We start from the raw sequence: 15052 nt of genomic DNA on the forward strand, positions 1-15052 counted from the left end.
TCGGGCAGAAACGGAGGGGAGCCTGCTACGGATAAGCCGATGGTAGAGCCGCGACGGCGCGCGGTGACAGGGGGTTGCCGGAAATTGGGTGTCTGCCTGCGCTTACGCCGCCGGTGGGACGCCTGCCCGTGGAATGCTCAGAAATGCAGGGGAAGTTGCTGGACCAGCAGCTTTCCGGCCATGGTCACTCCACCGTCCATCGCGATGGCCAGTCCGTCGGCGTAGACATGGGGACCCTCGACCACGGGGCCGGTGTCCTCGTCCTCCTCCTCGGATCCGACCTCCCCCAGGAGGTAGGGGATGGGGCTGTGGCCGTGAACGATGCGGGTGCCGCCGTACGTATCCAGAAGGGAACGCACTGCTTCGGCGCCGCCCTCGCGGAAGGAGAAGCGCTTGGTGAACTTGCGGAAGAGGTCCCAGACTTCGTCCGCGTCGTTGCGCGTGAGGGTCTCGCGGACGGTGTCGTTGACCGCTTCGATGGAGTCGCCGTAGTCGAGATAGGCGGTGGTGTCGGAGTGCACGAGCAGATAGCCGTCGACCTCCTCGACGGCGTCCAGGCGGGCCATCCACTGCAGATGGTGGTCCTGGAGGCGGTCCATGTCCGTCTTCTGGCCGCCGTTGAGCAGCCAGGCCGCCTGGAAGGTGGCGGTGCCGGCACCGGAGTTGACGGGGGTGTCGCCGAACCGCTTGGCGCCGAGCAGCAGCAGCTCGTGGTTGCCCATGAGCGCCTTGCAGTAGCCGCCTGCCGCCGCGGCCTCGGCGGACAGCCGCATCACCAGGTCGATGACGCCGATGCCGTCGGGGCCGCGGTCGGTGAAGTCGCCGAGGAACCACAGCCGCGCGGTGCCCGCGCACCATTGGCCGGCGGCGTCGATCAGCCCCTGCTCCCGGAGAGCGGCGAGCAGCTCGTCGAGATAGCCGTGCACGTCGCCGACGACGTACAGCGGGCCGGGCCCGGTGGTGGGCTGTGCGGCCGGCGCGGGTGCCGGTTGCGTGGTGACCTGGAGGGTGTCGCCACGGTTGATGACGGGCAGGTCGCGCTCGGTGGGGGTGTACCCGTCGGGATACGCCGCCTCGGCGGCCGGGACGGTGTCGCCGGGGTGAGGGCTCTGGGCGTACGGACCGGTCTCGTGGACGTACGCGGGCACCCGGAAGTCGCGCAACGTCGCCGTGCGCTCCACCTCGGGTCCCTGACCGGCCCCCTGAGTCATCAGACCCCTCCACCATCGCGCCGCATCTGCACCGCATCGGACTGCCTGGTCGCAGCGGCCCGCGGTGTCGTGGGCCCATCATAGGAATGCGGATCGCGCCATGTGATGACCCAGGGGTGGTGAATCGGAGCAAGACGCCAGTTCACCGCGGCTTTCGCCCCGTTTGGGCAGGGGTTAGGCCGCCTGCCGATTCCGGTGCCGACCGTCTGCCGTCCCCCTCGGGCCTCGTGGACGTGTCCGCGGGCACTCTCCTCCCACGCGTTGCCGGGTCGTCCGTCAGCTTCTCTCCGGGGTACGCGGTGGGCTGACGGTCGTGCGGGGCGGCCGGCGCTGGGAGGACGTGCGCACGATCAGCTCCGTGGGTATCACCTGCTCCACCGGGTGGTCCGACTCCACACCCTCGATGGCGTCGATGAGCAGCTGGACCACCGCCGTGCCGATGCGGCGGGGCTTGAGGGAGAGCGTCGTGACGGGCGGCTCGGTGTTGGCGTACACGGCCGATTCGCTGCAGCAGACCAGCAGCAGGTCGTCCGGGACGCGCAGGCCGTAGCGGCGGGCGGCGGCCAGTAAGTCGGTGCCGTTGGGGTCGAACAGACCGTAGACGGCGTCCGGCCGGTCGGGCCGGGCGAGCAGCCGGTCGGCGGCGACGGCGCCCGCACAGGGGTCGTGGGCCGGGTACGCCTCGTACACCGGGTCCTGGCCGACCCGCTCGCACCAGTGCAGGTAGGCGGTGGTCGACAGGTGGGTGTAGGTGTCCGTGGTCGTCCCGGTGAGCAGACCGATCCGGCGGGCGCCGGCGGCGGCGAGATGGTCGAGGATGTCGAGGACCGCGGCCTCGTGGTCGTTGTCGACCCAGGCGGTGACCGGCAGGGACCCGGCCGGGCGGCCGTCCGAGACGACCGGGAGGCCTTGTCTGACCAGCTCGCTGACCACGGGGTCCTGGTCGGAGGGGTCGATGACGACCGTGCCGTCCAGGGCGACGTTGGACCACACGTCGTGGCGGGAGGTGGCGGGCAGGATCACCAGGGCGTAGCCGCGGGCGAGCGCGGCCGAGGTGGCGGCGCGGGCCATCTCGGCGAAGTACGCGAACTCGGTGAAGGTGAAAGGTTCATCCCCGTAGGTCGTCACGGTGAGGCCGATCAGACCGGATTTGCCGGTGCGGAGTGTGCGGGCGGCGGCCGAGGGGCGGTACCCCAGCCGGTCGGCGACCTCGCGGACGTGGCGCCGGGTGGCGTCCGGGAGCCGGCCCTTGCCGTTGAGGGCGTCGGAGACGGTCGTGATGGAGACTCCGGCGGCGGCGGCAACGTCTCTGATGCCCGCCCGGCCCGACCGACTGCCTCGCCGTGAGGTTTCCGCGCGGCTCACCTGGTGCTTCCCTGCTGCTGTCATGGCGAGCCGATAGTAGGGCTCAGGCGGTGGGGTAGTGCGGACGCATATGCACTCCTTGACAGGCACGTTTCTGCATGGCCAAAACGGGTCAAGTTCCTTAGAAAAAAAGGTAGTTGAACGTTATAAGGGCAGGACGTGACTTGTCGGCGGGCAAAGGCCTGCCAAATGTCCGATGTTTCGAAGAGGTCTCAACTCACCTTCATGGGTGACGCGCGTCAGGGCGTGAGTTGCCGGCGCATAGATATATGTACAGCGCGCCCCCTGGTACGTACCCCTTCGTGTGGTGATGCCCCTGATGCCCGTGGTGTTCGTCGGGGTCGATGGCATCGGTCACCAGCCCGTATCAGGTCTTCGCTCAGCTGTACGCAGAGGCGTCGAATCCTCATAAGGTGTGCAGTATTGGAAGCCGGCGGCGCTGACGGCCCGCCGGTGGATGCGAGGAGGACTGCGGTGAGCGAGACGAGCCCCAAGCTGCGCGCCGAGCTGGAGGGTATCCCCACCTACAAGCCGGGCAAGCCTGCCGCGGCCGGCGGACCGGTCGCCTACAAGCTGTCCTCCAACGAGAACCCCTACCCGCCGCTGCCCGGGGTGATGGAGACCGTGACGGCGGCGGCCTGCTCCTTCAACCGCTACCCGGACATGGCGTGCGGCGGCCTGATGGACGAGCTGTCGGACCGCTTCGGCGTGCCGCACTCCCACCTGGCCACCGGTACCGGTTCCGTCGGCGTGGCCCAGCAGCTGGTCCAGGCCACCAGCGGACCGGGCGACGAGGTCGTCTACGCCTGGCGGTCCTTCGAGGCGTACCCGATCATCACGCAGATCAGCGGAGCGCGGTCGGTGCAGGTGCCGCTCACCCCGGGCGACGTGCACGACCTGGACGCGATGGCGGACGCGATCACCGACCGGACCCGTCTGGTTTTCGTCTGCAACCCCAACAACCCCACGGGCACGGTCGTCCGGCGGGCCGAGCTGGAACGCTTCCTCGACCGGGTGCCCCGGGACGTGCTGGTGGTGCTCGACGAGGCGTACCGGGAGTTCGTGCGGGACCCGGAGGTGCCCGACGGCGTCGAGTTCTACCGGAAGCGGCCGAACGTCTGTGTCCTGCGGACCTTCTCCAAGGCGTACGGCCTGGCCGGGCTGCGCGTCGGTTTCGCGATCGCCCACGAGCCGGTGGCGGCGGCCCTGCGCAAGACGGCGGTCCCCTTCGGTGTGAGCCAGCTCGCGCAGGAGGCGGCGATCGCCTCGCTGCGTGCCGAGGACGAGCTGCTGGGCCGGGTCGGCTCGCTGGTGTGCGAGCGCACACGCGTGGTCGACACGCTGCGCGCCCAGGGCTGGACCGTGCCCGAGACCCAGGCCAACTTCGTGTGGCTGCGGCTGGGGGAGCGTACGGTCCCGTTCGCGGAGGCCTGTGAGCAGCACGGCGTCGTGATCCGGCCGTTCCCCGGCGAGGGCGTGCGGGTGACCGTCGGGGAGACCGAGGCGAACGACATCTTCCTGAAGGCGGCGGAAGAGTTCCGCAAGGAGTACTGACCGCGGGTTCGCCGCCCGCGAGGGGCGTCTTCCTCGCGGGCAAGGGGCCGACCGGATCCTGCCTGATGGGGCCGGTCGGCCCGGACGAGGGACCCCCGCCTCTGCGGTGCCGGACGCGTATGCGGCATAATACTTGTGAATGTGAACGCATTCACAAGCTCGCGTTCTCAAGCCCGTGGAGTAAGGAGGCCGGCGACGTGGACCTGGCTTTGGCGCCGGAGACGCTGGCGCGCTGGCAGTTCGGCATCACCACCGTCTACCACTTCCTGTTCGTCCCCCTGACCATCTCCCTGGCCGCCCTCACGGCCGGGCTGCAGACCGCATGGGTGCGTACGGAGAAGGAGAAGTACCTCAGGGCGACGAAGTTCTGGGGCAAGCTGTTCCTGATCAACATCGCGATGGGAGTCGTCACCGGCATCGTGCAGGAGTTCCAGTTCGGCATGAACTGGTCGGACTACTCGCGCTTCGTCGGCGACATATTCGGGGCCCCGCTCGCCTTCGAGGCCCTGATCGCGTTCTTCTTCGAGTCCACCTTCATAGGCCTGTGGATCTTCGGCTGGGACAAACTGCCCAAGAAGATCCACCTGGCCTGCATCTGGATGGTCTCGATCGGCACGATCCTCTCGGCGTACTTCATCCTCGCGGCCAACTCATGGATGCAGCACCCCGTCGGCTACCGGATCAACAAGGCGAAGGGACGCGCGGAACTCACCGACTTCTGGGCGGTGCTGACCCAGAACACCGCGCTCAGCCAGGCCTTCCACACCCTCTCCGCGGCCTTCCTGACCGGCGGCGCCTTCATGGTCGGCATCGCCGCCTTCCACCTGTCCCGCAAGAAGCACATCCGGGAGATGAAGACCTCCCTGCGGCTCGGCCTGGTCACCGTCGTCATCGCCGGCCTGCTCACCGCGGTCAGCGGCGACGTCCTCGGCAAGGTGATGTTCAAGCAGCAGCCGATGAAGATGGCGGCCGCGGAGGCGCTCTGGGACGGCCAGAAGCCGGCACCGTTCTCGATCTTCGCCTACGGCGATGTCGACAAGGGCCACAACACCGTCGCCATCGAGATACCCGGCCTGCTGTCCTTCCTCGCCAACGACGACTTCACCTCGTACGTGCCCGGCATCAACGACGTCAACAAGGCCGAGCAGCAGAAGTTCGGCCCCGGTGACTATCGGCCCAACATCCCCGTCGCCTTCTGGGGCTTCCGCTGGATGATCGGCTTCGGCATGGCGTCCTTCGCCATCGGGGCGGCCGGGCTGTGGCTGACCCGCAAGAAGTTCCTGCTGCCGCAGCACCTGCGGGTGGGTGACGACGAGGTGCCGCATCTCGTCCTGCTCCCGGGCAAGGCGCTCGGCCCCAAGCTCACCACCTGGTACTGGCGCATCGCGATCTGGACGCTGGCCTTCCCGCTGATCGCCAACTCCTGGGGCTGGATCTTCACCGAGACGGGCCGCCAGCCCTGGGCCGTCTACGGGGTCCTGCAGACCCGCCGGGCGGTCTCCCCCGGTGTCTCCCAGGGCGAGGTCCTCACCTCGATGATCGTCTTCGCCGCCCTGTACGCCATCCTCGCTGTCGTCGAGGTCCGGCTGCTCGTGAAGTACGTGAAGGCCGGCCCGCCCGAGCTCACCGAGGCCGACCTCAACCCGCCCACGAAGATCGGCGGCGACACCCGTGACGCCGACAAGCCGATGGCCTTCTCCTACTAGGCATCGGGTCAAGGGAGCTGCAAGTCATGGAACTTCACGACGTCTGGTTCGTGCTCATCGCCGTCCTGTGGACCGGTTACTTCTTCCTCGAGGGCTTCGATTTCGGGGTCGGCATCCTCACCAGGCTGCTCGCCCGTGACCGGCCCGAGCGGCGGGTGCTGATCAACACCATCGGTCCTGTCTGGGACGGAAACGAGGTGTGGCTGCTCACGGCGGGCGGCGCGACCTTCGCCGCCTTCCCCGAGTGGTACGCCACCCTGTTCTCCGGCTTCTACCTGCCGCTGCTGGTCATCCTGGTCTGCCTGATCGTCCGGGGTGTCGCCTTCGAGTACCGCGCGAAGCGGCCCGAGGAGAACTGGCAGCGCAACTGGGAGACGGCGATCTTCTGGACCTCGCTGATCCCGGCCTTCCTGTGGGGCGTGGCCTTCGGCAACATCGTGCGGGGCGTGAAGATCGACCAGCACTTCGAGTACGCCGGGAACCTGCTGGACCTGCTGAACCCTTACGCGCTGCTCGGCGGACTGGTGACCCTGACCCTCTTCACCTTCCACGGGGCGGTGTTCACGGCGCTCAAGACCGTCGGGGACATCCGGGTCCGGGCGCGGAACATGGCGCTGCGAGTCGGTTCGGTGACGGCCGTACTGGCGCTGGTCTTCCTCCTCTGGACGCAGATCGACAGGGGTGACGGAAAGAGCCTGGTCGCCCTGGTCGTCGCCGTGGCGGCGCTGGCCGCGGCGCTCGTGGCCAACCAGAAGGGACGGGAGGGCTGGTCGTTCGCCCTGTCCGGGATCACCATCGTGGCGGCGGTGGCGATGCTCTTCCTGTCGCTCTTCCCGAACGTCATGCCGTCCACGCTCAACGCGGACTGGAGCCTCACCGTCACCAATGCCTCGTCCAGCCCCTACACCCTGAAGATCATGACCTGGTGCGCGGCGATCGCCACACCGATCGTGCTGCTGTACCAGGGGTGGACGTACTGGGTGTTCCGGAAGCGGATCGGGACGCAGCACATCGCTGAAGCAGTGCACTGAGGTGTGTTTCACGTGAAACCAATCGATCCGCGTCTTCTGCGGTATGCCCGAGCGACCCGGCGCTTCCTGGTGGCCGTCGTCGGCCTGGGCGCCGTCGGGGCGGGACTGGTCATCGCCCAGGCCATGCTCATCGCCGAGGTGGTCGTGGGCGCCTTCCAGCACGGCCGGTCGGCCGGTGAACTGCGTACTCCCCTGCTTCTGCTGGCGGCCGTGGCGGTAGGCCGCGCGCTGGTCTCCTGGCTCACCGAACTGGCCGCGCACCGGGCCGGCGCGGCGGTGAAGTCGGAGTTGCGCGGGCGGCTCCTCGAGCAGGCGTCGGCGCTCGGTCCCGGGTGGCTGAGCGAACAGCGGACCGGCTCACTGGTGACGCTGGCGACGCGCGGTGTCGACGCTCTGGACGACTACTTCTCCCGCTATCTGCCGCAGTTGGGGCTCGCGGTGGCCGTCCCGGCGGCGGTGCTGGCGCGGATCGTCACCGAGGACTGGGTGTCGGCGGCGATCATCATCGGCACGCTGCCGCTGATCCCGCTCTTCATGGTGCTGATCGGCTGGGCCACCCAGTCCCGTATGGACCGGCAGTGGCGACTGCTGTCCCGGCTGTCGGGGCACTTCCTGGACGTCGTGGCCGGGCTGCCCACACTGAAGGTGTTCGGGCGGGCCAAGGCGCAGGCGGAGTCCATCCGGCGCATCACCGGTGAGTACCGGCAGGCGACCATGCGGACCCTGCGGATCGCCTTCATCTCCTCCTTCGCGCTGGAACTGCTCGCCACGCTCTCCGTCGCGCTGGTCGCCGTGACCATCGGCATGCGGCTGGTCCACGGCGACATGGACCTGTACACCGGTCTGCTCGTCCTGGTGCTGGCCCCCGAGGCCTATCTGCCGTTGCGCCAGGTCGGGGCGCAGTACCACGCGGCGGCGGAGGGGCTCGCGGCGGCCGAGGACGTCTTCGCCGTCCTTCAGACGCCGGTTCCGGTGTCCGGAACCCGTGCGGTCCCGGACGACGCCACGGCCCCCGAGATGGCCTTCGAGGGGGTGACCGTCCGCTATCCCGGGCGGTCCGGGGACGCCGTGACGAACGTGTCCTTCACGGTCGGCCCAGGGGAGAGCGTGGCCCTGGTGGGGCCGAGCGGTGCGGGCAAGTCGACGCTGCTGAACGTGCTGCTGGGGTTCGTGCGGCCGGACGCGGGCCGGGTACGGATCGGGGGAGTCGATCTGGCCGATCTCGATCCCGTGCAGTGGCGGTCGCGGATCGCATGGGTGCCGCAACGGCCCCACCTGTACGCCGGGACGATCGCGGAGAACGTGCGGCTGGCACGGCCCGAGGCGGACGACGAGTCGGTACGGCGTGCGCTGCGGGACGCGGGTGCGCTGGAGTTCGTGGACGCGTTGCCCGAGGGCGCCGCGACGATGCTGGGCGAGGACGGGGCCGGACTGTCCGCCGGCCAGCGCCAGCGGCTGGCGCTGGCCCGGGCCTTCCTCGCCGACCGGCCGGTGCTGCTGCTGGACGAGCCGACGGCCGCCCTGGACGGGGCGACCGAGGCCGAGGTGGCGGCGGCGGTGCGACGGCTGGCAGAGGGCCGGACCGTGCTGCTGGTGGTGCACCGGCCGGCGTTGCTGGGGGTGGCGGACCGGGTGGTGCGGCTGGCTGAGCCCGAGTCGCCGGACGCCGTGCCGCCCGGGGCGCCGGAGCTGACCGCTGTGGGCGTCGGGGCGCGAGAGGCGACCGCTGCGGGCACCGGGGCACAGGAGGCCGGCGCGGGGGCGAACGGGGCACCGGTCGTCGAGGACGCGTCGGTCGCCGGTCCGGTCGTCGCCCGGGCCGGGAGGGGCCGGGTGGCCTCCCCCGTCGGCGTCCTGGCCCGTGTCCGTGCCCTCGCCGGTCCCCGTCGCGCACGGCTCGCGCTGGCGCTGCTGCTCGGCTGCCTGGCACTGGGCAGTGCCGTCGGGCTGATGGCGACCTCGGGCTGGCTCATCTCCCGGGCCTCGCAGCAGCCGCCCGTGCTGTATCTGATGGTGGCCGTCACGGCGACGCGGGCCTTCGGCATCGGACGGGCGGTGTTCCGGTACGCGGAGCGGCTGGTGTCGCACGACGCGGTGCTGCGGATGCTGGCCGACACCCGGGTCGCCGTGTACCGGCGGCTGGAGCGGCTGGCCCCCGCGGGGTTGCGGCGGACCCGCCGGGGCGACCTGCTGACCCGGCTGGTCGCCGATGTGGACGCGCTCCAGGACTACTGGCTGCGCTGGCTGCTGCCCGCCGGTACCGCGGTGGCCGTCTCCGCCGCCTGCGTCGGCTTCACCGCGTGGCTGCTGCCCGCGGCCGGGGCCGCCCTCGCGGCGGGACTGCTGGCCGCCGGGGCCGGGGTGCCGCTGCTGACCGGTGCCGTGGCCCGGCGTGCCGAGCGACGGCTGGCGCCCGCCCGGGGACTGCTCGCCATCCGGGTGACCGACCTGCTGACCGGCACCGCCGAGCTGGCGGTCGCGGGCGCCCTGCCCGCCCGGGCGGACGAGGCGCGGCGGGCGGACGGCACGCTCACCCGGATCGCCCGGCGGGCCGCCACCGCCACCGCGCTCGGCGACGGGCTCACCGCGCTGTGCACCGGTCTGACCGTCACCGCCACCGCCCTGCTGGGCGCCCAGGCGGTCGCCGGGGGCCGGTTGAGCGGTGTGGCGATGGCCGTGGTCGTCCTCACTCCGCTGGCCGCCTTCGAGGCGGTACTGGGCATGCCGCTCGCCGTGCGGTACCGGCAGCGGGTGCGCCGGAGCGCGGAGCGTGTGTACGAGGTCCTGGACGCCCCCGAGCCCGTACGGGAACCCGGGCGGCCCCGGCATGCGCCCGCGTCACCGTTCCCCGTCGTCCTCGAGGGGCTTGCGGCCCGTCACCCGGGAGCGGACCGGGACGCGTTCGCCGGGCTGGACCTGACCCTCGACCAGGGGCGGCGGGTGGCCGTCGTCGGACCGTCCGGGTCCGGGAAGACGAGCCTCGCCCAGGTGCTGCTGCGGTTCCTCGACCCGCGGGCGGGCTCCTGCACGCTGGCCGGTGTCGACGCCCGCGCGCTCGACGGCGACGACGTGCGGCGGCTGATCGGGCTCTGTGCGCAGGACGCCCACCTGTTCGACAGTTCCGTGCGCGAGAACCTGCTGCTGGCGAAGAAGGACGCCACCGAGGAGGAACTGCGGGACGCGCTCGGACGGGCGCGGCTGCTGGACTGGGCGGACGGACTGCCGCACGGGCTGGACACACTGGTCGGTGAGCACGGGGCGCGGCTGTCCGGTGGACAACGGCAGCGGCTGGCGCTGGCCCGCGCGTTGCTGGCCGACTTCCCGGTGCTGGTCCTCGACGAGCCCGCGGAGCACCTGGACCTGCCTACGGCCGACGCGCTCACCGCGGATCTGCTGGCCGCCACCGAGGGCCGTACGACACTGCTCATCACCCATCGGCTGGCCGGCCTGGAGGCGGTGGACGAGGTGATCGTGCTGGACGACGGCCGGGTGGTGCAGCGCGGGCCGTACGCGGAACTGGCCGCCGTGGAGGGGCCGCTGCGCGTCATGGTGGAACGGGAGGCGGCGGTGGAGTCTCTGGCCGGCGCCCGCTGACGTGGCCGCCGCCGGTCGCTACAGCCTTTCCGCCAGCATGCGCTCGATGACGACCGCGACGCCGTCGTCGTTGTTGGCGACCGTCTGTCCCGAGGCGGCCGCCACCACGTCCGGGTGGGCGTTGCCCATGGCGTAGGACTGACCGGCCCAGGTCAGCATCTCCACGTCGTTGGGCATGTCGCCGAAGGCGACGACCTCCTCGTGCGAGATTCCGCGCTCGGCACAGCACAGGGCGAGGGTGCTGGCCTTGGAGACGCCGGGACCGCTGATCTCCAGCAGGGCACTGGGGCTGGAGCGGGTGACGGTGGCCCGGTCGCCGATGGCGAGGCGGGCAGCGGTGAGGAAGGCGTCCGGGTTCAGCGTCGCGTGGTAGGCGAGGATCTTCAGGACCGGCTCGTCGGGGGCGGCTCCGTCCGGGGCCAGCAGGTCCTCCGCGGGCGCGAGGTCGTCCGGTATCTCCATGTGCAGCTTCGGATAGTCCGGCTCCTGGTGGAAGCCGTACGTCTGCTCGACGGCGTACACCGTGCCGGGGGCCGCGTCGCGCAGCAGCCGTACGGCGTCGAGCGCGTTGGGCCTGGCGAGCTCGCGCACCTTCACGAACCGGTGGGCGCCTGGGCCGCCGTGCAGGTCGACCACGGCGGCCCCGTTGCCGCAGATCGCCAGGCCGTGGCCGTGGACGTGGTCGCTGACGACGTCCATCCAGCGGGCGGGGCGGCCGGTGACGAAGAAGACCTCGATGCCCGCCTCTTCGGCGGCGGCCAGCGCGGCGACGGTGCGGGGCGAGACCGACTTGTCGTCGCGCAGCAGGGTGCCGTCGAGGTCGGTGGCGATCAGCCGTGGCGGGACGGTGCGGGCCGGGGTCTCGGGCTGTCGAGTCGCTGAGGTCACCCGGCCATTGTCGCGCATATGCCAGCACGGCCGTGCGGGACTTCGCACGGATGAGTCACGGGGGCTCACGTACCGCGCTCGGCCGGCTCAGCGCAGCTGCGCCGGAGCCTCCATGGCGATCTGCTCGAACACCTTCTCGTCGGCGGCGAAGTCCGAGTCGGGGATGGGCCAGTGGAGCACGATCTCGGTGAAGCCCAGCTCCCGGTGGCGGCCCGCGAAGTCCACGAAGGCGTCCAGGGACTGCAGCGGGCGGCCGCGGTCCGGGGTGAAGCCGGTGAGCATGACCTTGTCGAGCCCGGTCACGTCCCGGCCGATCGTGGCGCAGGCGTCGGTCAGCCGGGCGACCTGCCCGCGCAGAGCCTCGACCGACTGCTCCGGAGTGCCGTTCTCGTACAGCTTGGGGTCACCGGTCGTCACCCACGCCTGTCCGTACCGCGCGGCGAGCCGCAGGCCGCGGGGGCCGGTCGCGGCCACCGCGAAGGGCAGCCGGGGGCGCTGCACACAGCCGGGTATGTTGCGGGCCTCGTGCGCCGAGTAGTGCTCGCCCTGGTACGACACCCCCTCCGGGCCGTCCTCGGTCAGCAGCCGGTCGAGCAGGGGAACGAACTCGGCGAACCGGTCGGCCCGTTCGCGCGGCGCCCAGGGCTCCAGGCCCAGAGCGGTGGCGTCGAAGCCGGTGCCGCCCGCGCCGATGCCCAGGGTGACCCGGCCGCCGGAGATGTCGTCGAGTGAGATCAGCTCCTTGGCCAGTGTCACCGGGTGCCGGAAGTTCGGAGAGGTGACCAGCGTGCCCAGGCGGAGCCGGGAGGTGACGGACGTGGCGGCGGTCAGCGTCGGTATCGCACCGAACCAGGGGCCGTCGCGGAAGCTGCGCCAGGACAGGTGGTCGTAGGTGTAACCCGTGTGGAAGCCCAGCTGCTCGGCCCGTACCCAGGCCGAACGGCCACCCTCGTTCCAGCGGCGGTACGGAAGGATCACGGTGCTCAGACGCAGACTCATGCCCCCGAGACTAAGCCGCGGCCCCGACAACGGACGAAACGGTCATCGTGGGTGGTCGCTCAGTCACCGTGCGGCGCCGCGAAACGCAGGTAGCGGGCAGGCACGGTCCTGGTGAGCCACACCCCGTTGGCGCTCACGTGGAACACGTGCCCGTCGCGGTGCATGCCGGCCGCGTCCACCGGGAGGACGACGGGCCGGCCGCGCCGGGCGCCGACCCGCTCGGCCGTCTCGCGGTCGGCCGACAGGTGGACGTCGTGCCGGTTCATCGGCCGCAGCCCCTCGGCCCGGATCGCGTCCAGGTTGCGGGCCACGGTCCCGTGGTAGAGGTACGCCGGCGGGGTGGCCGGGGGCAGGCCGAGGTCCACGTCGACACTGTGTCCCTGACTGGCGCGGATCCTGGTGCCCTCGACGGCGAACCGCTGCTTGTCGTTGACGGCCACCACGTGGTCGAGTTCCTCGCGGGTGAAGTGGAACCCGTGCGCGGCGGCCGCGGCGATCAGCGCGTCGATCCCGGCCCATCCGCCCTCGTCGAGTGCCAGACCGATCCTCCCGGGCTGGTGACGCAGATGCTTCGAGAGGTACTTCGACACCTTCACGGTGCGTCTTTCGTCCATTCCCTCAGCATGGACGGAGAGACGGGAATCACGCACATTCTTTTGCCGCCGAGGTTTGATCCACAGCCAAGTCGGGTTATCCACAGGAAAGTTGGCGATCCTGTGGACAACTAGCCGCTCTGCAGGCGCAGTTCGCCGAGATCACCACCGCGGCTCCACCCGGGCCAGCGCCCGCAGCGCCCCGGGCAGGAACCGGGACAGCAGGTGCATGCCGCGGGCCTCCGGGGTCACCGGGACCAGGGCCTTGTCGCGGGCGACCGCGTCCAGAACGGCGCCGGCGACCTTCTCCGGTGGGTAGTTGCGCAGGCCGTACAGCCGGGCCGCCCTCTCGCGGCGCCTCCTCTGCTCCCCGGCGTCCACGCCCGCGAAGACAGCCGTCGACGTGATGCCCGTGTTGACGAAGCCGGGGCAGACCGCCGTCACACCGATCCCCTGTCCGGCCAGCTCGGCCCGCAGACACTCGCTCAGCATGAGCACCGCCGCCTTGGAGGTGCTGTAGGCGGGCAGCGCCCTGGACGGCTGGTACGCGGCCGCCGAGGCGATGTTGACGATATGGCCGCCCTGCCCGCGCTCGGCCATCCGCGCGCCGAAGAGGCGGCAACCGTGGATGACCCCCCACAGGTTGACGTCCAGGACCTTGCGCCAGTCGTCCGGTGTCGTGGCGAAGAACGAGCCGGACAGGCCGATGCCCGCGTTGTTGACCAGCACGTCGACCACCCCGTGCTCGGCGGCGACCTTCTCGGCCAGCCCCTCCATGGCCTGCTCGTCGGAGACGTCCACCCGTTCCGCCCAGGCGCCCGGGGCACCCAGCCGACGGCACAGCTCCGCGGTGCGGGCGGCGGCCTCCGCGTCCCGGTCGACGGCCACCACGCGCGCGCCCGCCTCCGCGAACGCGCAGGCGGTGGCCCGCCCGATGCCGCCGCCCGCGCCGGTCACCAGGACCAGCCGGCTGGCGAAGCGGTCGCTGTGCGGGCCGGTGGGCCGGGCCTGGGGCCGACCGTCCTCGACGCCCGTGACGAACTCCTCGATCCAGGCCGCCAGCTGGTCGGGCCGGGTACGCGGGATCCAGTGCCCGGCGGGGAGCGTACGGCGGGTCAGCCGCGGAACCCACCGCTCCAGGTCGTCGTACAGCCGCTCCGACAGGAACACGTCCTCCAGGGGCGTGATGAGCTGCACGGGTGCGTGCGCGTATGCGTCCGGGCGCGGCCTGCGCAGCCGGAACCGTACGTTGTCCCGGTACAGCCAGGCACCGTGCGCCGCGTCCGTGGGCAGCGACGCGGTGGGGTAGTCGTCGCCGGGCAGCTTCTCCACCCGCCGCAGGATCCTCGGCCAGTGCTTGGCCAGCGGGCTGCGCCAGGCCAGTTCGGGCAGGGCCGGGGCGTGCAGCAGGTACACGTACCAGGACCTGGCGCCCTGGCCGAGGACCTGGACCGCACGGCGGGGCGTCGGGCGCTTCACGCGCGCGTTGATCCAGTGTCCGAAGTGGTCCAGGGACGGCCCGGACATCGAGGTGAAGGAGGCGATACGGCCCTCGGTGCGCTTGACGGTGACGAATTCCCAGGACTGCACCGAGCCCCAGTCGTGCCCCACCAGGTGCACCGGCCGGTCCGGACTGACCGCGTCCACGACCGCGAGGAAGTCGTCCGTGAGCTTCTCCAGGGTGAAGCCGCCGCGCAGCGGCCGGGGCGCCGTCGAGCGGCCATGGCCCCGGACGTCGTACAGCACCACATGGAAGCGGCGACGGCCGGCGAGACGGGCGGCCACCTCCGACCAGACCTCCTTGCTGTCCGGGTAGCCGTGCACCAGCACCACCGTCGGCAGGTCGGGATCACCGAGTTCCGCCACGCACAGTTCGACCCCGCCCGTGCGCACCCGGCGCTCCCGCGCACCCTCCAGCGTCGTCACTTCGCCTCCGCCCGCCGTCGGCCCCGGCCGGACCGCGTGCCCGCGGCCCGGTGCACGCGACTGTTCCAGCTGTTAGACCGAGCGTCAACAGGCGGGGCCGGTGGTGCGACCTCAGGGTTACCCCTAGGCGCCCGTACGACTGGAGTCTGATGCAAAGACGGCTCTGCGGTCTGACGCCCCGAGTG

At 71.1% G+C, this 15052-nt stretch carries 10 protein-coding genes; 4 read left to right on the top strand and 6 right to left on the bottom strand.

What is annotated here, in order from left to right; translation table 11 throughout:
• Positions 1 to 137: 137 nt before the first annotated feature.
• Together ACWC21_RS05920 and ACWC21_RS05925 are read right to left on the bottom strand one after the other, a co-directional pair.
• The gene (locus ACWC21_RS05920; protein WP_450878557.1) at positions 138 to 1211 is read right to left on the bottom strand and encodes a metallophosphoesterase family protein; all 1074 of its coding nucleotides are present in this window, start codon (positions 1209 to 1211) and stop codon (positions 138 to 140) included.
• Positions 1212 to 1487: 276 nt separating this feature from the next.
• The gene (locus tag ACWC21_RS05925; RefSeq protein WP_450878559.1) at positions 1488 to 2600 is read right to left on the bottom strand and encodes a LacI family DNA-binding transcriptional regulator; all 1113 of its coding nucleotides are present in this window, start codon (positions 2598 to 2600) and stop codon (positions 1488 to 1490) included.
• Between the two features lie 450 nt (positions 2601 to 3050).
• Between ACWC21_RS05925 and hisC the strand changes: the two genes are divergently transcribed.
• From hisC to cydD, 4 genes are all read left to right on the top strand, one after another.
• Positions 3051 to 4130, top strand: coding sequence for a histidinol-phosphate transaminase (gene hisC / locus ACWC21_RS05930; protein ID WP_450878561.1), 1080 nt, complete (start codon positions 3051 to 3053; stop codon positions 4128 to 4130).
• 197 nt (positions 4131 to 4327) lie between these two features.
• On the top strand, positions 4328 to 5836 hold the full coding sequence (locus ACWC21_RS05935) for a cytochrome ubiquinol oxidase subunit I (RefSeq protein ID WP_450878563.1): 1509 nt from the start codon (positions 4328 to 4330) through the stop codon (positions 5834 to 5836).
• A gap of 26 nt (positions 5837 to 5862) precedes the next feature.
• Entirely contained in the window at positions 5863 to 6867 is a 1005-nt protein-coding gene (gene cydB / locus ACWC21_RS05940; RefSeq protein ID WP_450878565.1) for a cytochrome d ubiquinol oxidase subunit II, read from the top strand.
• Positions 6868 to 6879: 12 nt separating this feature from the next.
• Positions 6880 to 10461: a thiol reductant ABC exporter subunit CydD gene (cydD, locus tag ACWC21_RS05945; RefSeq protein ID WP_450878567.1), complete on the top strand. Its 3582-nt coding sequence runs from the start codon at positions 6880 to 6882 to the stop codon at positions 10459 to 10461.
• A gap of 18 nt (positions 10462 to 10479) precedes the next feature.
• On the opposite strand, the gene ACWC21_RS05950 is transcribed toward cydD, so the two are convergent.
• The 4 genes from ACWC21_RS05950 to ACWC21_RS05965 form a co-directional block, all read right to left on the bottom strand.
• A complete protein-coding gene (locus ACWC21_RS05950; protein WP_450878569.1) occupies positions 10480 to 11367 on the bottom strand; it encodes an HAD-IIB family hydrolase in 888 nt (295 codons plus the stop codon).
• A 69-nt stretch (positions 11368 to 11436) separates the two neighbouring features.
• Positions 11437 to 12348 (bottom strand): LLM class flavin-dependent oxidoreductase, encoded by a 912-nt coding sequence (locus ACWC21_RS05955; RefSeq protein ID WP_450878571.1) that lies wholly within the window; start codon positions 12346 to 12348, stop codon positions 11437 to 11439.
• Between the two features lie 59 nt (positions 12349 to 12407).
• Complete coding sequence (locus ACWC21_RS05960; RefSeq protein ID WP_450878573.1) at positions 12408 to 12962, bottom strand: RNA 2'-phosphotransferase; 555 nt, start codon at positions 12960 to 12962, stop codon at positions 12408 to 12410.
• Positions 12963 to 13103: 141 nt separating this feature from the next.
• Complete coding sequence (locus ACWC21_RS05965; protein ID WP_450878575.1) at positions 13104 to 14867, bottom strand: SDR family oxidoreductase; 1764 nt, start codon at positions 14865 to 14867, stop codon at positions 13104 to 13106.
• Positions 14868 to 15052 lie beyond the last annotated feature (185 nt).

Source organism: Streptomyces sp. NPDC001348 (assembly GCF_053597535.1).

Excerpts from the sequence above, each read along its gene's own strand:
- ACWC21_RS05920 (WP_450878557.1), bottom strand. The coding sequence starts at position 1,211 with ATGACTCAGGGGGCCGGTCAGGGACCCGAGGTGGAGCGCACGGCGACG.
- ACWC21_RS05925 (WP_450878559.1), bottom strand. The coding sequence starts at position 2,600 with ATGACAGCAGCAGGGAAGCACCAGGTGAGCCGCGCGGAAACCTCACGG.
- cydB (WP_450878565.1), top strand. The coding sequence starts at position 5,863 with ATGGAACTTCACGACGTCTGGTTCGTGCTCATCGCCGTCCTGTGGACC.
- ACWC21_RS05950 (WP_450878569.1), bottom strand. The coding sequence starts at position 11,367 with ATGCGCGACAATGGCCGGGTGACCTCAGCGACTCGACAGCCCGAGACC.
- ACWC21_RS05955 (WP_450878571.1), bottom strand. The coding sequence starts at position 12,348 with ATGAGTCTGCGTCTGAGCACCGTGATCCTTCCGTACCGCCGCTGGAAC.
- ACWC21_RS05960 (WP_450878573.1), bottom strand. The coding sequence starts at position 12,962 with ATGGACGAAAGACGCACCGTGAAGGTGTCGAAGTACCTCTCGAAGCAT.